The sequence below is a fragment of the Blastococcus sp. TML/M2B genome (assembly GCF_016612865.1).
Lineage (GTDB): Bacteria > Actinomycetota > Actinomycetes > Mycobacteriales > Geodermatophilaceae > Blastococcus.
The window spans coordinates 669,536-691,393 of record NZ_JAENZZ010000001.1 but is presented as its reverse complement, the minus strand read 5'-3'; the positions used below and the strand labels follow the sequence as shown (position 1 = coordinate 691,393).

22 protein-coding genes and 3 pseudogenes are annotated in these 21,858 nt (G+C 73.6%); 14 read left to right on the top strand and 11 right to left on the bottom strand.

What is annotated here, in order from left to right; all coding sequences use genetic code 11:
* Positions 1-30: 30 nt before the first annotated feature.
* Positions 31-789, bottom strand: a complete 759-nt coding sequence (locus JKP75_RS03320) for a (deoxy)nucleoside triphosphate pyrophosphohydrolase (protein WP_200489193.1) — start codon at positions 787-789, stop codon at positions 31-33.
* A 27-nt stretch (positions 790-816) separates the two neighbouring features.
* Between JKP75_RS03320 and JKP75_RS03315 the strand changes: the two genes are divergently transcribed.
* From JKP75_RS03315 to JKP75_RS03290, 7 genes are all read left to right on the top strand, one after another.
* Complete coding sequence (locus tag JKP75_RS03315; protein ID WP_207146575.1) at positions 817-1,299, top strand: Rrf2 family transcriptional regulator; 483 nt, start codon at positions 817-819, stop codon at positions 1,297-1,299.
* A gap of 31 nt (positions 1,300-1,330) precedes the next feature.
* Complete coding sequence (cysC, locus tag JKP75_RS03310) at positions 1,331-1,879, top strand: adenylyl-sulfate kinase (RefSeq protein ID WP_200489195.1); 549 nt, start codon at positions 1,331-1,333, stop codon at positions 1,877-1,879.
* 46 nt (positions 1,880-1,925) lie between these two features.
* Complete coding sequence (locus JKP75_RS24320) at positions 1,926-2,012, top strand: putative leader peptide (RefSeq protein ID WP_375335634.1); 87 nt, start codon at positions 1,926-1,928, stop codon at positions 2,010-2,012.
* 105 nt (positions 2,013-2,117) lie between these two features.
* Positions 2,118-3,791, top strand: coding sequence for a nitrite/sulfite reductase (locus JKP75_RS03305; protein WP_200489196.1), 1,674 nt, complete (start codon positions 2,118-2,120; stop codon positions 3,789-3,791).
* Positions 3,788-3,964 (top strand): hypothetical protein, encoded by a 177-nt coding sequence (locus JKP75_RS03300; RefSeq protein ID WP_200491430.1) that lies wholly within the window; start codon positions 3,788-3,790, stop codon positions 3,962-3,964. Before JKP75_RS03305 ends, JKP75_RS03300 begins: the two co-directional genes overlap by 4 nt.
* A complete protein-coding gene (locus tag JKP75_RS03295; protein ID WP_200489197.1) occupies positions 3,961-4,671 on the top strand; it encodes a phosphoadenylyl-sulfate reductase in 711 nt (236 codons plus the stop codon). Before JKP75_RS03300 ends, JKP75_RS03295 begins: the two co-directional genes overlap by 4 nt.
* Positions 4,672-4,695: 24 nt before the next feature.
* A complete protein-coding gene (locus tag JKP75_RS03290) occupies positions 4,696-4,989 on the top strand; it encodes a 4a-hydroxytetrahydrobiopterin dehydratase (RefSeq protein ID WP_200489198.1) in 294 nt (97 codons plus the stop codon).
* Positions 4,990-4,999: 10 nt separating this feature from the next.
* Here the strand turns inward: JKP75_RS03290 and JKP75_RS03285 are convergent, their stop codons facing one another.
* The 3 genes from JKP75_RS03285 to JKP75_RS03275 are packed head-to-tail and all read right to left on the bottom strand — an operon-like array spanning position 5,000 to position 6,712.
* Positions 5,000-5,392 (bottom strand): DUF3037 domain-containing protein, encoded by a 393-nt coding sequence (locus JKP75_RS03285; RefSeq protein ID WP_200489199.1) that lies wholly within the window; start codon positions 5,390-5,392, stop codon positions 5,000-5,002.
* On the bottom strand, positions 5,389-6,234 hold the full coding sequence (locus tag JKP75_RS03280) for a HipA family kinase (protein WP_200489200.1): 846 nt from the start codon (positions 6,232-6,234) through the stop codon (positions 5,389-5,391). Before JKP75_RS03280 ends, JKP75_RS03285 begins: the two co-directional genes overlap by 4 nt.
* Positions 6,235-6,247: 13 nt before the next feature.
* Positions 6,248-6,712: an SAM-dependent methyltransferase gene (locus JKP75_RS03275; RefSeq protein WP_242471330.1), complete on the bottom strand. Its 465-nt coding sequence runs from the start codon at positions 6,710-6,712 to the stop codon at positions 6,248-6,250.
* A gap of 97 nt (positions 6,713-6,809) precedes the next feature.
* On the opposite strand from JKP75_RS03275, the gene JKP75_RS03270 reads away from it, so the two are divergent.
* Positions 6,810-7,355: a DUF1990 domain-containing protein gene (locus tag JKP75_RS03270; protein ID WP_309229475.1), complete on the top strand. Its 546-nt coding sequence runs from the start codon at positions 6,810-6,812 to the stop codon at positions 7,353-7,355.
* A 112-nt stretch (positions 7,356-7,467) separates the two neighbouring features.
* Here the strand turns inward: JKP75_RS03270 and JKP75_RS03265 are convergent.
* Positions 7,468-8,457: pseudogene (locus JKP75_RS03265) on the bottom strand (formate/nitrite transporter family protein); the annotation flags it as partial.
* On the opposite strand from JKP75_RS03265, the gene JKP75_RS03260 reads away from it, so the two are divergent.
* Positions 8,345-9,151, top strand: coding sequence for an inositol monophosphatase family protein (locus JKP75_RS03260; RefSeq protein ID WP_200489204.1), 807 nt, complete (start codon positions 8,345-8,347; stop codon positions 9,149-9,151). The pseudogene JKP75_RS03265 and the gene JKP75_RS03260 sit on opposite strands and share 113 nt — an antisense overlap.
* Positions 9,152-9,236: 85 nt before the next feature.
* Positions 9,237-11,354: a catalase gene (locus tag JKP75_RS03255; protein ID WP_200489205.1), complete on the top strand. Its 2,118-nt coding sequence runs from the start codon at positions 9,237-9,239 to the stop codon at positions 11,352-11,354.
* Between the two features lie 65 nt (positions 11,355-11,419).
* On the opposite strand, the gene JKP75_RS03250 is transcribed toward JKP75_RS03255, so the two are convergent.
* From JKP75_RS03250 to JKP75_RS03240, 4 genes and pseudogenes are all read right to left on the bottom strand, one after another.
* Complete coding sequence (locus JKP75_RS03250) at positions 11,420-12,853, bottom strand: succinic semialdehyde dehydrogenase (RefSeq protein WP_309229474.1); 1,434 nt, start codon at positions 12,851-12,853, stop codon at positions 11,420-11,422.
* Positions 12,854-13,054: 201 nt separating this feature from the next.
* On the bottom strand, positions 13,055-13,384 hold the full coding sequence (locus JKP75_RS20355; protein ID WP_242473244.1) for a hypothetical protein: 330 nt from the start codon (positions 13,382-13,384) through the stop codon (positions 13,055-13,057).
* A 124-nt stretch (positions 13,385-13,508) separates the two neighbouring features.
* Positions 13,509-13,691: pseudogene (locus JKP75_RS20350) on the bottom strand (FAD-binding oxidoreductase); the annotation flags it as partial.
* Between the two features lie 97 nt (positions 13,692-13,788).
* Positions 13,789-14,397 (bottom strand): molybdopterin-dependent oxidoreductase, encoded by a 609-nt coding sequence (locus JKP75_RS03240; RefSeq protein WP_200489206.1) that lies wholly within the window; start codon positions 14,395-14,397, stop codon positions 13,789-13,791.
* 146 nt (positions 14,398-14,543) lie between these two features.
* Between JKP75_RS03240 and JKP75_RS03235 the strand changes: the two genes are divergently transcribed.
* Genes JKP75_RS03235 through JKP75_RS03225 form a run of 3 tightly spaced genes read left to right on the top strand, consistent with a single transcriptional unit; the run spans position 14,544 to position 18,005 of the window.
* On the top strand, positions 14,544-15,236 hold the full coding sequence (locus tag JKP75_RS03235; RefSeq protein WP_309229473.1) for a succinate dehydrogenase cytochrome b subunit: 693 nt from the start codon (positions 14,544-14,546) through the stop codon (positions 15,234-15,236).
* Between the two features lie 10 nt (positions 15,237-15,246).
* Positions 15,247-17,193: a fumarate reductase/succinate dehydrogenase flavoprotein subunit gene (locus JKP75_RS03230; protein ID WP_200492763.1), complete on the top strand. Its 1,947-nt coding sequence runs from the start codon at positions 15,247-15,249 to the stop codon at positions 17,191-17,193.
* Positions 17,190-18,005 carry a succinate dehydrogenase/fumarate reductase iron-sulfur subunit gene (locus JKP75_RS03225; protein WP_309229472.1) on the top strand — a complete coding sequence of 272 codons (816 nt, stop codon included), beginning with the start codon at positions 17,190-17,192 and terminating at the stop codon, positions 18,003-18,005. Before JKP75_RS03230 ends, JKP75_RS03225 begins: the two co-directional genes overlap by 4 nt.
* 94 nt (positions 18,006-18,099) lie before the next feature.
* Here the strand turns inward: JKP75_RS03225 and JKP75_RS03220 are convergent, their stop codons facing one another.
* A complete protein-coding gene (locus tag JKP75_RS03220; RefSeq protein WP_200492762.1) occupies positions 18,100-20,397 on the bottom strand; it encodes a bifunctional diguanylate cyclase/phosphodiesterase in 2,298 nt (765 codons plus the stop codon).
* A 113-nt stretch (positions 20,398-20,510) separates the two neighbouring features.
* Between JKP75_RS03220 and JKP75_RS03215 the strand changes: the two genes are divergently transcribed.
* Positions 20,511-20,900, top strand: a complete 390-nt coding sequence (locus JKP75_RS03215) for an MmcQ/YjbR family DNA-binding protein (protein WP_309229471.1) — start codon at positions 20,511-20,513, stop codon at positions 20,898-20,900.
* A 4-nt stretch (positions 20,901-20,904) separates the two neighbouring features.
* On the opposite strand, the pseudogene JKP75_RS03210 reads toward JKP75_RS03215, so the two are convergent.
* A pseudogene (locus tag JKP75_RS03210) lies at positions 20,905-21,763 on the bottom strand (DUF1028 domain-containing protein).
* Positions 21,764-21,858: the final 95 nt, after the last annotated feature.

Sequence of the window (21,858 nt, the reverse complement as noted above, 5' to 3'; positions counted from 1 at the left end):
GTCGGCAGTTCCGGAAGCGGGAACTGCCGATCAGCGCACGGTGTCGCTCGGGGCGAGCAGCGCGCGCACGGCGGGGAGGAGGGGGCGGTCCGCGGCGATCCAGTCCAGGCCGTCCAGCTCGTCGGCGCCGATCCAGCGCAGCGCGGCGTGCTCGTGCGCGACCGGCTCCCCCGACACGATCCGCGCCGACCACACCCGCATCGTCGAGGCGCCGCGCGGCCCGCCGGCGACGACGCCGTCCAGCGGCACCTCGCCGAGGAAGCCCTCCGGGGCGACGACGACGCCGAGCTCCTCGGCGCACTCGCGGACGAGCGCGGCCAGGTCGGACTCCCCCGGCTCCACCTTGCCGCCGGGGAACTCCCAGCAGCCGTCGTACGGGCCGCCGGAGCGCTGCGCGGCGAGCACGCGAACGCCGTCGACCAGCGCCGCGCCCACGACCTGGACGACGTCCTGCGCGCGGGCCTCCGCCGCGACGACGTAGGCGGCCAGGTGCGCGGTCATCGCACGCCGCAGCCGACGGCGGAGCAGCCGGCCGGTCAGCGGGCCGGAGCGCCGCCCCCGCAGCTCGATCCGCTCCTCGACCAGCGTGCCCTCCGCGGTCGGGGTGAACCGGCGCGAGTGGGTGACCCGGTGCCCGCCGGGCCACGAACCGGTGTGGACGTCGGAGAGCGGCCGGACCGACTCGAGCTCCTCCAGCGGCGCCGGCCAGGGCCGGCCGAGCACGCGGGCGACGTCGAACGCCACGGTCAGCGGCGCCTCCACCAACGTGGTGAATGACAGCAGCCGCACGCGGCCACTGTGGCAGACCACGGCAGGATGGGCTCCGTGCGCATCAACGCCCGGGTCGACTACGCCATCCGAGCCGTCGTCGAACTGGCCGCGGCGGCACCGAACTCGATGACCGCCGACGCCATCGCGACCGCCCAGGGCATCCCCAGCCGGTTCCTGCAGGCGATCCTCACCGACCTCCAGCGGGCCCGGGTGGTCACCAGCCAGCGCGGTCGGGACGGCGGCTACCGGCTGGCGCTCCCGGCGTCGGAAATCTCCATCGCGCGGATCATGCGGATCGAGCAGGGCTTCCTCGCCGAGGTGCACGGCCAGCGCCCCGAGGACGTCCGGTACTCCGGCGCGGCCACCGAGCTGGCGAAGGTCTGGGTCGCGGCGCGGGAGGCCTACCGCCGGGTGCTGGAGGGCGTGACCATCGCCGACGTCGTCGCCGGCACGCTGCCCCCGCACGCGGCCGAGCTCGTCGCCATCGACGAGGCCTGGCAGTCCTTCGGCGCCTCCTCCGGCGACTGACCCGCGGAGGCGGTGCGCGACACTGGCGCCCATGCCCGCAGCCCCGCGTCCCGGCGTCACCGTCTTCCTGACCGGCCTCTCCGGCGCCGGCAAGTCCACGATCGCCGACGCGCTGGTCGCCGACCTGGAGCGCGACGGCCGCCCGGTCACGGTGCTCGACGGCGACGTCGTCCGCACGCACCTGTCCAGCGAGCTGGGCTTCGCCCGCGAGCACCGCGACCTCAACATCCGCCGGATCGGCTGGGTCGCGGGCGAGGTGGTCAAGCACGGCGGCACCGTCGTCGTCGCGGCCATCGCCCCCTACGAGGAGGCCCGCGAGCAGGCCCGGGCGCTGGTCGAGGAGCACGGCCGCTTCGTGCTCGTGCACCTGTCCACGCCGCTGGAGGTCTGCGAGCAGCGGGACGTGAAGGGCCTCTACGCCAAGGCGCGCGCCGGCGAGATCCCCGAGTTCACCGGCGTCAGCGACCCCTACGAGCCGCCGGTCGCCCCCGAGCTGGTCATCGACACGTCGGTGACGCCCGTGGCCGAGTCGGTCGCCCGCATCCGCGGCGCCGTGGACGGGCCCGCCCCGCAGGTGTGAGCTGCTCCACGCCGGTGCGCGCGGTGAGCTGTGGCACCATCGACGCGTGACCGGACGCGGCGTACTCCTCGTTGCGCGCCTCCACATCGATCTCGCGCGCGTCTCCAGCGCTGCCTGTTCCGCCTCGCGCTGACCCAGGCTCTCCCCGCGCAGCACTCCCTGCGCATCGAACCGGCAGCGCCCTCCCGAACCGCGCGGTCTGCCGTGCCGGGAGCCGGCGCAGGAAGAAGTACGACACGTGACTGCTCCCACCCGCACGAGCAACCGCCCCAAGCGCGGCGAGGGCCAGTGGGCCCTCGGCTACCGGGAGCCGCTCAACCCCAACGAGCGGATGAAGAAGGACTCCGACGGCCTCGAGGTGCGCCAGCGGATCATCGACATCTACTCCAAGGGCGGCTTCGACAGCATCGACCCGGGTGACCTCCGCGGCCGGATGCGCTGGATGGGCCTCTACACCCAGCGCGCCCAGGGCATCCCCGGCGGCAAGACCGCCGTGCTGGAGCCCGAGGAGCTCGAGGACAAGTACTTCATGATGCGGGCCCGCATCGACGGCGGGCAGCTGACCAGCGACGCGCTGCGCGTCCTCGGCGGCATCAGCACCGAGTTCGGCCGCGACGTCGCCGACGTCACCGACCGGCAGAACGTGCAGTACCACTGGATCCGCATCGAGGACGTCCCCGAGATCTGGCGGCGCCTGGAGTCGGTCGGCCTGAGCACGATGGAGGCCTGCGGCGACGTCCCGCGCGTCATGCTCGGGTGCCCGCTGGCCGGCATCCTCGAGGACGAGGTCCTCGACGCCACCGACGTCATCGCCGCGACCGTCGAGAAGTACGTCGGCAGCCCCGAGTTCAGCAACCTGCCGCGCAAGTGGAAGACCTCGATGTCGGGCTGCGTCGACCACTGCACCGAGCCCGAGATCGACGACGTCTCGTTCGTCGGCGTCGTCAACGAGCAGGGCGAGGCCGGGTACGACCTGTGGGTCGGCGGCGGCCTGTCCACCAACCCGATGTTCGCCCAGCGGATCGGCGTCTTCGTCCGGCCCGACCAGGTGACCGAGGTCTGGGCCGCCTGCACGTCGGTGTTCCGCGACTACGGCTACCGCCGCCAGCGCAACCGCGCCCGCATCAAGTTCCTCATCGCCGACTGGGGCCCGGAGAAGTTCCGCCAGGTCCTGCAGGACGAGTACCTGCACGCCGCGCTGCCCGACGGCCCGGCGCCCGCCCCGGCCAAGCACGACCAGCGCGACCACGTCGGCGTCAGCCGGCAGAAGGACGGCCGCAACGCCGTCGGCTTCGCGCTGCGCACCGGCCGGATCAGCGGCTCGCTGCTCAGCACCATCGCCGACCTCGCCGACGAGTACGGCGAGGGCCGCATCCGGACGACGACGCAGCAGAAGCTGGTCATCCTCGACGTCCCGGACGACAAGGTCGAGGCCCTGGTCGACGCGCTCGCCGCGCACGACCTGCAGGTCCGCCCCAGCGCGTTCCGCCGCGGCACGATGGCCTGCACCGGCCTGGAGTACTGCAAGCTGGCGATCGTCGAGACCAAGCAGCACGCGCAGGACCTCTACGCGGAGCTGGAGAAGCGGCTGCCGGAGTTCGACGTCCCGATCGGGATCAACGTCAACGGCTGCCCGAACAGCTGCGCCCGGTTCCAGACCGCCGACATCGGCTTCAAGGGCTCGATGGTCCGCGACGACAACGGCGAGATGGTCGAGGGCTTCCAGGTGCACCTGGGCGGCCACCTCGGCGTCGAGGCGACGTTCGGCCGCAAGTTCCGCGGCCACAAGGTGACCAAGGCCGAGACCGCCGACTACTGCGAGCGCGTGCTGCGCGGCTTCGTGGAGCGGCGCACCGATGGCGAGTCCTTCGCCCGCTACGTCGCGCGGGCCGAGGAGGAGTGGCTGCTGTGACCGAGGACGCAGCCGGCGGAAGAACGCGGCAGCTGCCGGTGTTCCACTGCCCGTACTGCGGGGACGAGGAGCTGACCCCCTACGAGGGGGAGTCGGCCGACGGCTGGCGCTGCGGCGCGTGCCTGCGGGCCTTCTCGGTCCGCCTGATCGCAACGGGGGTGCAGCAGGGATGACGACCGCCATCGCAGCGACGCCGAAGCTGGCCGCCGAGGCCGACGCCCGGTTCGGGACCATCGCCGACCCGGTCGAGCAGGCGCTCGCCGCCCTCCGCTGGGCCGGTGAGACCTTCGGCGACGAGTTCGCCATCACCTCGTCCATGGCCGACGGGCTGCTCGCGCACCTGGCGAGCCGGGCGGTCCCCGGCGTCCACGTGATCTTCCTGGACACCGGGCTGCACTTCGCCGAGACGATCGGCACCCGCGACTGGATCACCGGCGTGCTGCCGGTGACGCTGGTCAACGTCACCCCGCCGCAGACCGTGGGCGAGCAGGCGCTGTCGTTCGGTCCGGAGCTGTGGGAGCGCGACCCCGACCTGTGCTGCGAGATGCGCAAGGTGAGGCCGTTGGCCGAGACGCTGTCGGGCTACGTCGCCTGGGGCTCGGGCGTGCGGCGCGACGAGTCCCCGACCCGCGCCGGCACGAAGCTGGTGGACTGGGACGCCAAGCGCGGCATGGTCAAGGTCAACCCGATCGCGGCCTGGACGCAGGCCGATGTGGACGCCTACATCGCCGAGCACCAGGTGCCGGTCAACCCCCTGTTCGAGCTGGGCTACGGCTCCATCGGGTGCGCGCCCTGCACCCGGCCGGTCGCTCCCGGCGAGGACCCCCGCTCGGGTCGCTGGGCCGGCTCGAGCAAGACCGAGTGCGGCCTGCACACCTGAGCCCGCCGGCGGGAGGATCGGCGCATGCCACGTCCACCGCGCCTCTCCCCTGACGACGTCACGACCGCGCTGACCGGGCTCCCGCTGTGGTCGGGGTCCGCCGACGGCCTGCGCCGGACGGTGGAGCTGCCGAGCTTCCGGGACGCCGTCGCCGCCATCGTCTCGATCGCCGACGTCGCCGAGGAGCTGGACCACCACCCCGACGTCGACCTGCGCTGGCGCACCCTGCACCTGGCGCTGGTCAGCCACTCCGAGGGCGGCGTCACCGAGCTCGACCTGGAGCTCGCCCGCCGCATCGACGGTCTGCTCCCCGCCTGAACCCGGCTGCTCAGCCCTGGACGGGGAGGACGAGCAGGCGGAAGAGGCGGTCGGCCTCGGCGTCGGGGTCGGCGGTCAGGCCGGTGTGCACCGGACCGGGCTGGATGACCGTGCTCCGCGGGGCGGTCAGCCAGCGGAACCGGGAGCCCAGCGCCTCGCGCCCGGCCGCCCCCGCGCCCGGGTCGGCGGCGCACACGTCCGCCGCCGCCTGGAGCGCCCGGCCGATGCCCGCGGCGTCGGCCGTCGGGTCGAGCGCGCGCAGCCGGTCGGGGTCCAGGTGCACGCGCGAGCCGAGGTAGTCCCGCTGGCGGCAGTAGACGAGGACGCCGGCGTTGAGGAACTCCCCGCGCTCGACGCGCGGCACGACCCGGAGGACGGCGTACTCGAACGTGTCCCGGCTCATCGCTGGGTGATCCCCTCGGGCGGCGGCGGCCCCAGCCACGACGGCCGGTTCTCCCCCCGCGGCGCGCGGCGGCGGCCCGCTCCCCCGGCCTCCGCGGCGGCGACCAGCCCGGGCAGCCAGGCGTCCCGGGCGGCGGCCCGCGCGAGGAGCTGCCCGACGTAGCGCTGCCGCAGCTCGTCGGCCGGCTCGCCCTCGAGCCACTCGTCGGGCACCAGCGCGAGGACGCCGTCCAGCAGCTCGCGGGTGACCAGGGGCGCCAGCGCGGCGTCGGCGGCGGGCACGTCGGGTGCGCACTCGACCAGCGCGTGCGTCGAGGCGTCGTAGGGGCGGCGGACCGCGGCCTCGGCGCCGGGCCAGTGGTGGTGGAAGGTCAGCGCGGCGCCGTGGTCGATCAGCTGCAGCCGGTCGTGCCAGAACAGCATGTTCGGGTTCCGCCAGGAGCGGTCGACGTTGCCGACGAGCGCGTCGAACCACAGCACCCGGCCGGCGAGCCCGCCGTCCACGCCGTCGGCGCCGGCCTCGAAGTCCAGCGCCCCGGGCAGGTAGTCCAGCCCCAGGTTGCGGCCGGCCGACCGCTGCAGCAGCTCCTGCACCTCGGGGTCCGGCTCGCCGACGGCGAGCTCCGGGGCGACGTCGACGGTCACGATCGTCGGCACCGGCAGGCCCAGCGCCCGCGCCAGCTCGCCGCAGACCACCTCGGCGACCAGCACGTTCACGCCCTGACCGGCGGCCCGCCACTTCACCACGTAGGTGCCGAGGTCGTCGGCCTCCATGAGCCCCGGCAGCGAGCCACCCTCGCGCAGCGGGGTGACGTAGCGGGTGGCGGTGACGGACGCGAGCACAGTGCCGGCGACCCTACCGGTCGGGCGACCGCCAGTACCCGGCCATCAGCTCGTGCGACCAGGCGGGCTGCCGGACCTCGCCGCGCGGTCCGAACTCCGCCAGGTAGGGCTTCACGTCGAGCACCGGTGAGCCGTCGATGGCGTCCAGCGCGTGCACCGTCAGGGTCAGCCCGTCGACGCCGAGCAGCCGGCAGACGCTCACCCCGATACGGTTCGGCCGGCCCTTCGCGCGCTGGGCGAAGATGCCGACCTGCGGCCAGTCCGGGTTGCCCCGCGGGTGCCGGGCGCGGGTCTGCACCCCGGCGGGGTCGACCCGGTCGAACACGTAGACCACCTCGACGTGCGAGAACTCCGCCAGCCCGTCGAGGGCGTCGGGGGTGAAGCGGCCGGCGTCGAGGGTGACGGTGGCGGTGACCGAGTCCCAGTCGTCGTCCAGCCGCTCGGTCCGGGGTGAGCGCACGGTGCCGATCGGGGTCATCTCCACGGCGGCAGCCTGCCAGCCGCGGCGATCCGGAGGGCGGTCCCGCGCAGCCCGGGGAAGACTCGACCGCGACGGCACGACGGCGGGAGGACCGGTGGGGCTGTTCCGCGCGACCGATCCCGCGGCGCTGGCCGACACGCCGTTCAACTACGCCGAGGTGGGCGCGACCGCCGCTGCCCGGCTCCCATCCGGGTACCGCACGGCCACGTACGCCACTGTCGTCGGCTCGGGCCGGGCGGACCTCGAGCGGGCGTCGGCCGCCGTCCTCGACTGGCGGGCGCAGCGCAGCGTCGGGTTCCGCGTGCGCGCCAGCGGCCCGGCCGGGACGCCGGGCACGGTGGTCGTGCTGACCGCCGGGCTGCCGCGGCTGGGTTACGAGCTGCCGTGCCGGGTGGTCTGGGCCGCGACGGACGGTGACGAGCGCGGGTTCTCCTACGGCACGCTGGCCGGCCACCCGGAGAGCGGCGAGGAGCGGTTCACCGTGCGCCTGCTGCCCGGCGGCGAGGTGGAGTTCGAGATCCGGGTGTTCTTCCGGCTGGCCACGCGCGCCGCCCGGCTGGCCGGCCCGCTGAGCCTGGGCCTGCAGCGGCTGGGCACGCAGCGCTACCTGTCGGCGATCCGCCGGGCCGCGCGCGGCTGACGGCCCGGCGGATCGCAGGCCGCCCCGGTCGGGCGGCTACTCGCACGCTGCGGACGTCCTCCCGCTCGCGCTCGATCAGCTCCTTGCTGCGCACCAGCCGCAGCGCGGTGACCACGAGCAGCCCGCCGGCCATGTTGAGCAGCGTGACGTACCAGAACCACGCAAGCCAGTCCCCGTAGCCGAACGGGCCGCCGGCGTGGATGCCGGCGAAGACGATCAGCGAGTCGAGGATCGAGTGGAAGAGCACCAGCCCGGCGAGCACGAAGGCCCCGGCGACGGCGGCGACGATCTTGCCGCCCTCGGACTCCGCGCCCTGCTGCATGCGGGTCATCAGCGTGATCGTGCTGCCGGCGAGGAAGGCCAGGCACACCGACTGCAGGTCCAGCGGCGCGTCGACGAAGGTGGTGGCGGACTCGATCGCCGTCGTCCCGAGCTCGGGGAGGGCGTGGACGGCGATCCACATGACCACCCACCCGCCGACCAGGTTGGCCACGAGCGTGCCGGCCCAGAGCTTGGCCAGCTGGCCGGGGCCCGCCCGCCCCGCGACGACGGCGGTGACCGGCACCAGGAAGCCCTCGGTGAACAGCTCGCTCCTGGCCAGCAGCAGCGCGATGAAGCCGACGGAGAAGGCGATCCCGGCGAGCAGGTGGCTGCCGGTCTCGGCGTAGACCGCCAGCAGGGCGAGCACGCCGACGCCGACCTCCAGGCCGCCGGCGAGGCCCGTGGTGAGCACCTCGCGCCAGGTCCGGTGCAGCCGCTGCGCCCCCTGGCTGACGATCCGGTCGAACGCCAGGGCGACCTCGTCCTCCTGCGGGGCGTCGGTCTCTCCGAGCTCGCTGCGTGCGTCGTCGCCGGCCACGGGTCCTCGTCTCTCCGCCGGGCACGGGAGGAGCCGCGGCGTCAGCGCGCTACCCCTCCCCCGGATGCCCACACCCGCGCTCACCCCGTCGGGTCGCCCTCGGCGGCCGCGGGCAGCAGGATCGGCGGTCGTGGACCGCGACCTGCTCGAGTACGCCGTGGAGCTGGTCGAGGAGGCGGGCGGGCTGGCCGCCCGGCGGTTCGCCGAGGCGACCCCGCGGGCCGGCCGCGACGGCGGCCCCATGCCGGTCGAGGTCGAGGTGGAGCAGCTGCTGCGCGCCCGCATCGCGGCGCGGTACCCGGACGACCCGGTGCTGGGGCACGCCGACCGCCCCGCACCCGGGACCACCGCGCGCCGGTGGGTGCTCGACCCGGTCAACGGCACGAGCCTGTTCGACCAGCGGGTGCCGACGTTCGACGTGCTGCTCGCCGTGGAGGACGCCGAGGGCCCGGCGGTGGCGGTCGCCGGCTACCCGATGAGCGACGAGCTGCTCTACGCCGGGCGCGGGCTCGGTTGCTGGCACGCACTCGCCGGCCGGCCGGTGCGGCAGGTGCACGTCAACGACCACGACCGGCTGCGCGGCGCCCTCGTGGAGATGCTCAACCCGCTGGCGTGGTCCGAGCAGCTGCTGGTCGCCCTGCACCGCGAGCTCTACCTGCAGCCGTGGACCAAGGGCGACGTGGACCTCGCGACCGGGCTGGCCGACGCGCTCGTCGTCGCCGGCCAGCCGCTGGGCTACGAGGACCTCGCCGTCCTCCCCCTGCTGATCGGGGAGGCCGGCGGGCGGGTCACCGACCTCTCCGGTCGCGACGTGCTCACCGGCGACGGGACGGTGCTGGCCAGCAACGGCCGGCTGCACGACGCGCTGCTGGCGCTCGTCGCCGGCATCCCGCACGCGCGGGACTTCGCCGCGCTGCGGCGCGATCCGGTCGGCTGACCTGCGCCGACGCGACGAGCGGGTGTGCCGGAGCAAGCCCCGGGTACCGGCCGGGAGTTCGCCGCCCCGCTCAGCAAGGAGTCCCATGCCCCCCGCGCGCACGCCCGACCAGTCCGCCCCGCGGACCGTCAGCCCGACCGGGGTCGGCTACGCCGGCCCGAAGGACGGCCGCGACCCCCGGGGTCAGGCCGGCGACAAGCTGACCACCCCGAACGGCGTCCGCCTGCCCGACACCGACCACTCGCTCAAGGCGGGCCCGCGCGGCCCGGTCCTCCTCGAGGACTTCCACCTGCGCGAGAAGATCATGCACTTCGACCACGAGCGCATCCCGGAGCGCGTGGTGCACGCCCGCGGGGCCGGCGCGCACGGCGTCTTCACGGCCAACGGCGCGGGCGCCTCGGTGACCCGGGCCGCTGTCCTGGCCGAGAAGGGCCTGGAGACGCCGGTGTTCGTGCGGTTCTCGACGGTGCTGGGCTCGCGCGGCTCGGCCGACACCGTGCGCGACACCCGCGGGTTCGCGACGAAGTTCTACACGAAGGAGGGGACCTGGGACCTGGTCGGCAACAACATGCCGGTCTTCTTCATCCAGGACGCGATCAAGTTCCCGGACATCATCCACGCGGGCAAGCCGCACCCCGACCGCGAGATCCCCCAGGCGCAGTCGGCGCACGACACCTTCTGGGACTTCGTCACCCTCCACACCGAGGCCACCCACCACACGATCTGGAACATGAGCGACCGGGGCATCCCCCGCAGCTACCGGACGATGGAGGGCTTCGGCGTCCACACCTTCCGGCTGGTGAACGAGAAGCGGGAGACCGTCCTCGTGAAGTTCCACTGGAAGCCCAAGCTGGGCGTGCACTCCCTCACCTGGGAGGAGGCGCAGATCGCCGCGGGCGTCGACCCCGACTTCCACCGCCGGGACCTGTACGACGCGATCGAGGCCGGCGCCTTCCCGGAGTGGGAGCTGGGCATCCAGGTCTTCCCGGACACACCGGAGGAGACCTTCCAGGGCATCGACCTGCTCGACCCCACCAAGATCGTGCCGGAGGAGCTGGCGCCGGTGCAGCCGATCGGCACGCTGGTGCTGAACGCCAACCCGACGAACTTCTTCGCCGAGACCGAGCAGGTGGCCTTCCACACCGGGCACCTCGTGCCGGGCATCGAGGGCACCAACGACCCCCTGCTCCAGGGCCGCAACTTCTCCTACCTGGACACCCAGCTCACCCGGCTGGCCGGGCCGAACTTCACCCAGATCCCGGTCAACCGGCCGCACGCCCCGGTGAACGACAACACCCGGGACGGCTTCCACCAGCAGGCGGTGCACACCGGGCAGGCGCCGTACACGCCCAACAGCGTCGACGCCGGCGTCCCGTTCCCGTCGGACTGGTCCGAGGGCGGCTACGTGCAGGTGCCGCGGCACGTCGAGGGCGAGGTGGGCCGCACGGCTCCGGCGTCGTTCGACGACCACTTCTCGCAGCCGGCGCTGTTCTACAAGAGCCTGACCAGCGTCGAGCAGCAGCACGTGATCGACGCGTACACCTTCGAGCTCGGCAAGTGCTACGAGCAGCCGATCAAGGAGCGCGCCCTGACCGTGCTGGCACGCATCGACGCGGACCTCTGCGCGCAGGTCGCGGGGGGCCTCGGCCTGCCGGTGCCGAAGAAGATCAAGGCCGAGAAGGCGCGGTCGGAGTCCCCGGCCCTGCGCCAGATCAAGCCCACCCCGTTCCCGATCGCGGGTCGGATCGTCGGCGTCGTGGCCGGCCCCGGCGCCGACCTCGAGGGCATCGCCACGCTGCGCAAGGCCCTCGAGGCCGAGGGCGCGCTGCTGCGGGTCATCGCGCCGCACGGCGGGCAGCTGGTGAAGGGCAAGACCGTCGAGATCGTCGAGCGCACCTTCGCCACCGGCCGCTCGATCGAGTTCGACGCGATCGTCGTCGCCGACGGCGCACCGAAGGACGGCGACTTCCGCGCGCTGGTCATGCTGCAGGAGGCGTTCCGCCACCTCAAGGCCGTCGGCGCGTGGGGCGACGGCGTCGAGGTGCTGAAGACCGCCGGCATCGACCCGACCGCGCCCGGCGTGCTCACCGGGAAGAAGGCCAACGCCAAGCTGGCCGCCGCCACCGTCGCGGCGCTCGGCCTGCACCGCGCCTGGGACCGCACCCCGCTGGTGCGCGCCTCGGTGGTGCCGCCGACGGTCTGATCATCCAGCGGTGACGGGGGCGGGACGGCAGCAGCCGTCCCGCCCCTGGTCGTCCTGCGGTCGGCTCAGCGCAGGAAGGGCAGCCGCTTCACCAGCTTCAGCGACGCCGTCATCGTGGCCGCGTACTTCTCCAGGGGCAGACCCGGGACCGGCCCGATGGCCCGGCCGCGCTGGACCGCGACGGTCTGGGCCTCGGTGTACTTGAGGATGCCCTCGCGCCCGTGCCGGCGGCCGACCCCGGAGTCCTTGATCCCGCCCATGGGTGCGTCGATCGACGCCCAGGCGGCGGCATAGCCCTCGTTGACGTTCACCGTGCCGGCCTGGATGCGGGTGGCGACCTCCGCGCCGTGCCGCGGGGTCGACCAGACGCTGGCGTTCAGCCCGTACGCGGTGTCGTTGGCCCGGCGCACCGCCTCCTCGGCGTCGGCCACGCGGGTGACCGCGACGACCGGCCCGAACGTCTCCGCTCGCGCCAGCTCCATCTCCTCGGTCACGCCCTCGAGCACGGTCGGCTCGTAGAACAGCGGGCCGAGATCCGGCCGCGGCTTCCCGCCGGCGAGCACGCGCGCGCCCTTCGCGACCGCGTCGTCCACGTGCCGGGTGACGACGTCGAGCTGCTTGCGGCTGATCAGCGATCCCATGTCGGCCTCCCAGTCCAGGCCGGCGCCCAGCCGCATCGCCCCCACCCGCGCGGCGAACGCGGCGACGAAGCGGTCGTAGACGCCGTCCTCCACGTAGAGCCGCTCGATGCTGATGCACAGCTGCCCGGAGTTGGAGAAGCACGCCCGGATCGCACCCTCGACCGCCTTGTCCACGTCGGCGTCGGCCAGCACGATCATGGGGTTCTTCCCGCCGAGCTCGGCGGAGAAGCCGATCAGCCGGCGCCCGCACTGCTCCGCGATGATCCGCCCGGTCGCGGTGGACCCGGTGAACATGAGGTACTCGACGCCCTCGATCAGCGGCGCCCCGAGGTCCGCGCCGACGCCGGTGACCACCTGGAACAGGTCGCGCGGCAACCCGGCCTCGAACAGCAGCTCCACCGCGATCAGCGCCGTGAACGGCGTCTGGGCGTCGGGCTTGAGCACGATGCCGTTGCCGGCGAGCAGCGCGGGGATCGCGTCGGAGACCGCGAGGGTGAACGGGTAGTTCCAGGGTGCGATGACGCCCACCAGACCCTTGGGGTGGTGGTGCTCGACGGTGCGGGTCAGCAGCGGCAGGGCGCCCCGCCGCCGCGCCGGCCTCAGGTGCCGCGCCGCGGCGTGGGCGTAGTAGCGCGCGGTCAGCGCGACATCGGCCAGCTCCTCGAAGGCGCTGACGCGGTTCTTGCCGGTCTCGACCTGGACGATGTCGAGCACCTGGTCCTGCCGCTCGAGGACCAGGTCGTGGTAGCGCAGCATCACCGCCCGCCGCTCCGCCAGCGGGCGGGCGGCCCACTCCGCCTGCGCCGCCCGCGCCCGGCGCTGCGCCTCGGCGACGTCCTCGGCGGTGCAGACGGGCACCTCGCCGATCAGCGCCCCGTCGAACGGCGCGGCGGAGGCCTGCCGGGCGCCGGCCGGGCGCCGCGGTGACCAGGGCGGCGAGCCGGGTGACCAGCGCCGGGTCCAGGGGCCGCGGTGCGGACACGTCCGTCGGGGTGCGTTCGGCGGTGGTCATGCGACCTTCCTACCCTGCGGCCGCCACGGCGCCTGCGGTCGTGACGCTCAGGCCGGTCCACCGCTGGGGCCGAAGCGCTCCACCCGGATGGTCGACGGCGGCCGCCCCGAGGCCACGAGCAGCTGGGTGGCCGCCTCCGCGAACCGCGTCGACCCGCACACGTAGGTGGTCTGGTCCGGTTCCCACAGCGGCAGCAGCTCGTCGGCCCGCAGCCGGCCCGGCGGCCGGATCCCGTGCTGCTCGCGGCTGAGGACGACGAGCGCCCCGGCCGCCACCAGCTCGTCGGCGTAGGGCAGCTGCGCCAGCGTCCGGGCCGAGACCGCGATGCGGAGCAGGTCCTCCCGGCCGATGGCGCGGGCGTGCCGCAGCATCGACACGAAGGGGACGACGCCCGGCTCCCCCGGCGACCAGCAGCGCGGGGGTCGCGCCGTCCCACACGAACCAGCCGCCGATCGGCCCGCGCACCTCCAGCTCGTCACCCGGCTCGACGACGTCGGCCAGGTAGGTCGACACCTCGCCGTCGTCGAGCCGCTCGACGAACAGCTCCACCAGCGGGTCCCCGGGCGCGGAGGCGACGGAGTAGGAGCGCTGGGCGGTGTAGCCGTCCTCGGCGGTCAGCCGGACGACGTAGTGCTGGCCGGGCAGGTGGTCGACCCGGTCGTGGACGTCGAGGCGCAGCTGCACCGAGCGCTGGATCGGCCGCCGCACCCCCGACACCGTCGCCGTCCGCCAGCCGCCGGCCGGTGCCCTCGCGACGCCTGCCCCGAGCAGGCCGTCGTCCTCAGTCACCCTGGTACCGCTGCTGGCGCCACGGGTCGCCGAGGTCGTGGTAGCCGTTCTGCTCCCAGAAGCCGGGCTGGTCGCGCTGGAGCAGCGACAGCCTGCTGATCCACTTGGCGCTCTTCCAGAAGTACAGGTGCGGCACGAGCAGCCGGACCGGCCCGCCGTGCTCGATCGGCAGCGGCCCGCCCTCGTACTCCCACACGATCCACGCCTGCCCGCCGGTGACGTGCTCGAGCGGCAGGTTGGTCGTGTAGCCGGTCTTCGACGTCGCCATGACGAAGTGCGCGTCGGCGGTGGGGCGGGCGGCCTCGAGCAGCGTGTCGACGCTGACACCGGCGAACCAGGTGCCGAACTTCGACCAGGTGGTCACGCAGTGGATGTCGCCGCGGTACTCCGACCGGGGCAGCGCGTGCGCCTCGTCCCAGGTCCAGGTCGTCGGCTGCTCCACCGCGCCGTCGACGGTGATCGACCAGTTCTCGGGAGCGATCCGCGGTGTGGGTTCCGCGGTGAGCACCGGCCAGTCCGAGCCGGCGTCGTACTGGCCGGGCGGCAGGCGGGGGTCGCGGTCGCGACGGCGGCCCAGGAAGCCGCGGGTGGGTCCAGGCATGCCGCCACTCTCCCCCATCGGGCCGACGCCCGACCTGACAGCGAACCTCCCCCGAGCCGGTTAGGCAACCCTTACGAGAGCTGTGTCACCGCGCGTTGACGTGGTGGCCGGACCGGGAACGTCCTAGTTTGGGCGCCGTGGTGACGGTGACGGACTCGACTCAGCGCAGGACACCCAAGGCGGCGAAGACCACCTCGGTCTTCAAGAAGGCCGTGATGGCGGTCAGCGGCATCATCCTCGTGCTCTACCTGATCGCGCACATGATCGGGAACCTCAAGGCGTTCTCGGGCGAAGAGGACTTCAACCACTACTCCGAGTGGCTGCGCACGATCGGCAACCCGGCCCTGCCGGGCGCGACCGCGCTGTGGATCATCCGGCTCGTCCTGCTGGCCGCCGTGTTCGCCCACATGTGGGCCGCGATCTCGCTGTGGCGGCAGGCCAAGCGGGCCCGCCCCCAGGGCTACGTCACGAAGAAGGCCGTCGCCCAGTCCTACGCCTCCCGCACCATGCGCTGGGGCGGGGTGATCATCGCCGCCTTCGTCATCTGGCACCTGCTCGACCTCACCTGGGGCACGGTGAACAGCGCGGGCGACTCCGGGCCCTACGACAAGCTGGTCGCCAGCTTCTCCAACCCCGTGTCCACCGCCTTCTACGCGATCGCGGTGATCCTAGTCGGCATGCACCTGCGGCACGGCATCTGGAGCGCCACCCAGACCCTCGGGCAGAGCAACCGCCGCCGCGAGGTCACGGTGAACTGGGCGGCCACCGGCATCGCGACGGTGCTCACGCTCGGCTTCCTGCTCGTGCCCTTCTCCGTCCTCTTCGGTCTGATCGACTAAGGATTCCCCCGTGCCTCTCGACCTCTTCACCGAAGGCGACCCGATCGCCGACACCAAGGCGCCGACGGACGTCGCGCTCCCCCAGCGCTGGAACGAGCGCAAGTTCCGCGGCAAGCTGGTCAACCCGGCCAACCGCCGGAAGATGACGGTCATCGTCGTCGGCACGGGCCTGGCCGGCGGTGCCGCCGCCGCGACGCTCGGCGAGGCCGGCTACAACGTCAAGTCCTTCTGGTACCAGGACAGCCCGCGCCGCGCGCACAGCGTCGCCGCGCAGGGCGGCATCAACGCCGCCAAGAACTACCGCAACGACGGCGACAGCGTGCACCGGTTGTTCTACGACACGGTGAAGGGCGGCGACTTCCGCTCGCGCGAGAGCAACTCGTACCGGCTGGCCGAGGTGAGCGTCAACATCATCGACCAGGCGGTCGCCCAGGGCGTGCCCTTCGCCCGCGAGTACGGCGGCCTGCTCGACAACCGCTCCTTCGGTGGCGCGCAGGTCTCGCGCACCTTCTACGCCCGCGGCCAGACGGGCCAGCAGCTGCTCTACGGCGCCTACCAGGCCCTCGAGCGGCAGATCGCGGCCGGCACGGTCGAGCAGAACGCGCGCACCGAGATGCTGGACCTGATCGTCGTCGACGGCCGCGCCCGCGGCATCGTCGCCCGCGACCTGGTCACCGGCGAGATCACCTCGCACTTCGCCGACGCCGTCGTCCTCGCCACCGGCGGGTACAGCAACGTCTTCTACCTGTCCACGAACGCCATGGGCTCCAACACCACGGCGATCTGGCGGGCGCACAAGCGGGGTGCCTACTTCGCCAACCCCTGCTACACCCAGATCCACCCGACCTGCATCCCGGTCAAGGGCGACTACCAGTCGAAGCTGACCCTGATGTCGGAGTCGCTGCGCAACGACGGCCGCGTCTGGGTGCCCAAGGAGCGCGGCGACACCCGCGACCCGCGGGACATCCCCGAGGCCGAGCGCGACTACTACCTCGAGCGGATCTACCCGGCGTTCGGCAACCTGGTGCCGCGCGACATCGCCTCGCGCCAGGCCAAGAACGTCTGCGACGAGGGTCGCGGCGTGGGCCCGGGTGGGCTCGGCGTCTACCTCGACTTCGCCGACGCCATGAAGCGCCTGGGCCGCCCGGCGATCGAGGCCAAGTACGGCAACCTCTTCGACATGTACGCCCAGATCACCGGCGAGAACCCGTACGAGACGCCGATGCGGGTCTACCCGGCCGTGCACTACACGATGGGCGGGCTGTGGGTCGACTACGACCTGCAGTCCTCGATCCCCGGGATGTTCGTGATCGGGGAGGCCAACTTCTCCGACCAGGGCGCCAACCGGCTGGGCGCCAGCGCGCTCATGCAGGGGCTCGCCGACGGCTACTTCGTGCTCCCGTCGACGATCAGCGACTACCTGGCCGCCGGCCCGTTCGAGAAGGTCGACGCGAACCACCCGGCCGCGGTCGAGGCGCTGCAGAACGTGCAGGAGCAGGTGCAGAAGCTGCTGTCCATCAACGGCACCCGCACCCCGTCGTCCTTCCACCGGGAGCTCGGCCAGCTGATGTGGGACCTGTGCGGCATGGAGCGCACGGACGAGGGCCTGCGCAAGGCCATCGACCGCATCCGGGAGATCCGCCAGGAGTTCTGGACCGACGTCAAGGTCTCCGGCGACTGGCACTCGTTCAACCAGACGCTGGAGATGGCCGGCCGGGTCGCCGACTTCATCGAGCTCGGTGAGCTCATGTGCGTCGACGCCCTGCACCGCGCCGAGAGCTGCGGCGGTCACTTCCGCGCCGAGAGCCAGACCCCCGAGGGGGAGGCGCTGCGCGACGACGAGAACTTCGCCTACGTCGCGGCGTGGGAGTGGACGCCGGAGGGCCAGCCCCCGGTGCTCCACAAGGAAGCCCTCGAGTACGAGTACGTCCACCTCGCCCAGCGGAGCTACAAGTGACCATCACCGACCAGGGCCAGCACTCGGCTCCCGCCGGCACGCAGGACAAGCGCGGCATGAACCTGACGCTGCGCGTCTGGCGTCAGCAGGGCCCCAGCGTCAAGGGCAAGATGGTGACCTACAAGGTCACCGACATCTCCCCTGACATGTCGTTCCTCGAGATGCTCGACGTCCTCAACGAGCAGCTGATCATGCAGGGCGACGACCCGGTCGCCTTCGACCACGACTGCCGCGAGGGCATCTGCGGCATGTGCGGTCTGATGATCAACGGCCAGGCGCACGGCCCGCAGCAGACCACCACCTGCCAGCTGCACATGCGCTCGTTCAAGGACGGCGACTCGATCGACGTCGAGCCGTGGCGCGCCTCGGCCTTCCCGGTCATCAAGGACCTCGCCGTCGACCGGCGGGCGTTCGACCGGATCATCCAGGCCGGCGGCTACATCAGCGTCCCGACCGGCACCGCCCCGGAGGCGCACGCCACCCCGGTGCCGAAGAAGGACGCCGACAACGCCTTCGACGCCGCGACCTGCATCGGCTGCGGCGCCTGCGTGGCCGCGTGCCCGAACGCCTCCTCGATGCTGTTCACCGCCGCCAAGGTCACCCACCTCGGCCTGCTCCCCCAGGGGCAGCCCGAGCGCGACGACCGCGTGGTCAACATGGTCGCCCAGCAGGACCGCGAGGGCTTCGGTGGCTGCACGAACATCGGCGAGTGCTCCGCGGCCTGCCCGAAGGGCATCTCGATGGAGACCATCTCCCGGCTGAACCACGACCTGCTCGGCGCCCTGCGCGCGGGGGCCCGCCCCAAGAGCTGATCGACCGGCACGAGCGAGAGGCCCCCTCCGAGTTCTCCGGAGGGGGCCTCGCGCGTGTGCGGCGCCGGGGTCAGGGGCGTCGCGGTCCGTGGGGTCAGCCGGCGTGCGCCACCGGGACCCGCTCCTCCAGCCAGGACCACAGCGCCTCGGGCGCCAGCGGCCGGCTCAGGTGGAAGCCCTGGACGACGTCGCAGCCCAGCGCGGCGAGGGCGTCGACGGTGTCCTGGTCCTCGGCGCCCTCGGCGACCAGCACCAGCCCGAGGGCGTGCGCCAGCTGCAGCGTCGAGGTCACGATCGACGCGGCGCGCGGGCTGCCGGTCATCGCCCCGACGAAGGTGCGGTCCAGCTTGAGCTCGGTGACCGGCAGGGCGGCGAGGTAGGCCAGGCTCGAGTAGCCGGTGCCGTAGTCGTCGATGGCCACGCCGACGCCGTCCTCGCGCAGCCGGCCCAGCACGCGGACGGCGCGCTCGCGGTCCTCCATGAGCAGGCTCTCGGTCACCTCGAGCACCAGCTGCCCGGCCGGCAGCCCGTAGCGGGCCAGCAGCCCCCGCACCTGGTCGGGGAAGACCTCGTCGACCAGGTTGGACGGGCTGACGTTGACCGCCACGGTGAGCGGGCGGCCGCGGTCGGCCCAGGCGCGGCACTGGGCCAGCGCCATCTCGATGACCCGGCTGGTCAGCGGGGCCATGAGGCCCGCGGACTCGGCGAGCTCGATGAAGGCGTCGGGCAGGAGCAGCCCGCGGGTGGGGTGCTGCCAGCGGACCAGCGCCTCCACGCCCTCGACCTCGCCGGTCCCGAGGGCGAGCTTGGGCTGGTAGTGCAGGACGAGCTCGTGCCGCTCGAGGGCGTTGCGCAGCTGGGCGACGTCCTCGAGCCGGTGCCGGCCCTCGCCGTCGCGCTCCTCGTCGTAGACCTCGACGCCGGTGCGGCCGGCCTTGGCGGCGTACATGGCGAGGTCGGCCAGCTGCAGCAGCTCGACGGCGCTGCGCGACTCGTCCGGGCCGATGGCGACGCCGACGCTGGCGTCCACGCTCAGGCCCATCCCGCTCAGGGAGAACGGCACCTGGAGACGCCCGCGCAGCCGCTCCCCCAGCAGCCGCGCGCGCTCGGCGTCCAGGTCCGAGGCGAGGACGACGAACTCGTCGCCGCCCAGCCGGGCCAGCACGTCGTCGGCACGCAGCTCGGACCGCAGCCGCGGCCCCACCTGGGCCAGCAGCGCGTCGCCGACGGCGTGCCCGAGGGAGTCGTTGATCTCCTTGAACCGGTCCAGGTCGAGCACCAGCACCGCGGTGCGGTGACCGGTGGCCAGCCGGCCGTCGGCGGCGGCGAGCGCCTCGAACACCGAGCGGCGGTTGGGCAGCCCGGTCAGCTCGTCGGTGCGCGCCTGGCGGCGGCTGTCGGCCAGCGCCCGGACGTCGCGGAAGGTCAGCCCGGTGCGGGCCAGTGCGGCGAGGACGGCGAGCAGCGCGAAGGCGCCGGCCACCGGGTCGCCGGTCGCGAGGTAGCCGAGGAACAGCAGCGCGAGCGCGGCGAGCGCGCTCAGGCCCGGGATGAGCAGCGCGCCCCGCCCGTCCGAGCGCGGGGCGACCCGGCGCGGGGTGCGCTGGGTGGCCGCCAGGCCGCAGCAGATGAACGCCAGGCTCCAGCCCAGGTCCAGCGGACCGCCGACGGTGTAGGTGCCGTGGCTCAGCTGGTAGGCGTAGAGGGTGTCGGTCACGACGAAGAGCGCCAGCGCGGCGCTGATCCACCACCAGCCCGGCCCGGCACCGCGGCCGATGAGCACGAGTCCGCCGGCGATGAGGCTGAGCAGCAGCAGGTCTCCGACCGGGTAGAGCATCGCGACGGTGGTGCCGAGCGCACCGCCGTCCAGCGCCTGCAGCTGCGCGCCGATGCCGGCGGCCGCGGCGACCGCGGCGGCGGTGCAGGCGGTGACCGCGACGTCCAGCCACATGCTGGTCGTGAGCGTGCGGACCCGGCCCCGCAGGAGCAGCAGGAACGCGACGAAGGCCAGCGGGTAGAAGCCGAGGAAGGCGGCGTCGGACCACGACGGCCGCGGGACGACGTCGAGGTGCCGGTAGTGGAACTCGTAGGCGGCCGCACCGCCCAGGTAGCAGAGCACGGCGGCGGCCAGGCTCCACCAGGAGGCGCGGTCGGCCCGGGTGCCGGCACCGCGCACGACGAGCACGCAGACCAGGCCGGCGAGGAAGAAGATCTTGCCCTGGGCGGCCAGCAGGTCGGCGACGACGGTCACGCCCAGCGCCGCGGCGGTCAGCGCGACGACCCAGATCCCGACCAGGCCCATCGCCAGCAGGCGGACGACGCGCAGGGATCGTTCGTCATCCCTCGCCTCGCCGGTGAGGTCCTCCAGGACCACCGCTCGCTCCCGCCGCATGCCCCTCCATCGGCGCGGGGGCCGGAGGTCTGGAGCACGCGGGCCGGGCCCACCCGGCCGCGTCCCCCGACGGGGGGACGTCCCCCGAGCAGCGGGTTACCGTGCGCCCCGTGGTGAGCTGGGACGATGTGGCGCGGGCCTGCCTGGCGCTGCCCGCGACGACGGAGGCCGTCTCGGCGTCCGGCCGGAGGCGGTGGCTGGTGCGCGGGAAGACCTTCGTCCGGGAGCGCCCGCTGCACCGGAAGGACCTCGACGAGCTCGGGGCGTCCGCACCGGAGGGCCCGGTGCTGGTCGCCTACGTCCCCGACGAGGGGGCCAAGGCCGCGCTGCTGGCCGCGGAGCCCGACGTCTGGTTCACGACGGCTCACTTCGACGGCCTTCCGGCGCTGATGTGCCGGCTGGACGCCGTGGACGGGGAGGCCCTGACCGAGCTGGTGGCCGAGGCCTGGGCGAGCCGGGCACCGCGCGGGCTGCTCGCCGAGCACCCGCTCCCGGCGTCCTGATCGCTCAGCCGCGGGAGGGCACGATCCGGGCGATGACGTCGGCCGGCATCAGCCCGGCCTTGCCGAACCGCCGGGCGGCCTCGAGGAACTGCGGCGCGCACGTGCCGAGCTCGGCGAGCATCTCGCGGGCGGCGTCCTCGCGGCCGGCCAGGGCGGCGACGACCGCCCGCCACATCAGCTGGTCGGGTTCGGTGACCGGGTCCATCGGCCGCAGGAGCTCGAGCTCGCGGTCGGCGGTCACCGGGTCGCCGTCGATGGCGAGCTGGAAGGCGCGGACCACGTCCTGGTAGCGGGCGCGGGTGACCGCGAGGTCGTGCAGCGCGGCGATCGGGTCCGGCGAGTCGTCCACCCGCAGGTCCACCACGGTGTCGTGCCAGGGCCGGCCGGTGGTTGTCGCGCGGATGACCATGATCGCGGCGGACCGCCGGCCGCGGAAGTCGCCGCCGGCCTCCTCCCCCGCCTGCAGGGCGGTGAGCAGGCGCTGCGCGAGCGGCCCGCCGGGAGCTCTCGAAGCGCTCGACCATCGCCTCCCACACCTGCGCGGAGGCGGCCATGTTGGCCAGCGCGACGCAGGTGTCGCCGACGAGGTGCCCGGCCGCGTCGACGCACTGCTCGCCCGTGTAGGCGGCGAGGTCGCCGTTGACGCCGAGGATGGCCAGCTGCCGGCGCTGCGGCTGCGGGTCCACGCTGCTCAGCGCGGTGAGCACCTCCTGCGCGGTGAACCCGCCCTGCAGCAGGTCGAGGCCGACCGAGCCGTACATCGGCTCGGCCATCGACTGGGTGGCGATGACCCCGTGGCCGGGCAGCGCGAACGGCACGCTGTTGCCGACGGCGAAGGCCTGGGACTGGGTGGCGACGCCCATCTCCCCGGTCTCGGGGTCGCGGGCGACGATCGAGTAGGTCACCGGCACGGGCTGCCCGCGGCGGCGGGCCGGGCAAACACCGGGCCGCCGGTCGG

Excerpts from the sequence above, each read along its gene's own strand:
- JKP75_RS03315 (WP_207146575.1), top strand. The coding sequence starts at position 817 with ATGGGCTCCGTGCGCATCAACGCCCGGGTCGACTACGCCATCCGAGCC.
- JKP75_RS03290 (WP_200489198.1), top strand. The coding sequence starts at position 4,696 with ATGCCACGTCCACCGCGCCTCTCCCCTGACGACGTCACGACCGCGCTG.
- JKP75_RS03240 (WP_200489206.1), bottom strand. The coding sequence starts at position 14,397 with ATGCCTGGACCCACCCGCGGCTTCCTGGGCCGCCGTCGCGACCGCGAC.
- JKP75_RS03255 (WP_200489205.1), top strand. The coding sequence starts at position 9,237 with ATGCCCCCCGCGCGCACGCCCGACCAGTCCGCCCCGCGGACCGTCAGC.
- JKP75_RS03275 (WP_242471330.1), bottom strand. The coding sequence starts at position 6,712 with ATGACCCCGATCGGCACCGTGCGCTCACCCCGGACCGAGCGGCTGGAC.
- JKP75_RS03295 (WP_200489197.1), top strand. The coding sequence starts at position 3,961 with ATGACGACCGCCATCGCAGCGACGCCGAAGCTGGCCGCCGAGGCCGAC.
- cysC (WP_200489195.1), top strand. The coding sequence starts at position 1,331 with ATGCCCGCAGCCCCGCGTCCCGGCGTCACCGTCTTCCTGACCGGCCTC.
- JKP75_RS03220 (WP_200492762.1), bottom strand. The coding sequence starts at position 20,397 with ATGCGGCGGGAGCGAGCGGTGGTCCTGGAGGACCTCACCGGCGAGGCG.
- JKP75_RS03285 (WP_200489199.1), bottom strand. The coding sequence starts at position 5,392 with ATGAGCCGGGACACGTTCGAGTACGCCGTCCTCCGGGTCGTGCCGCGC.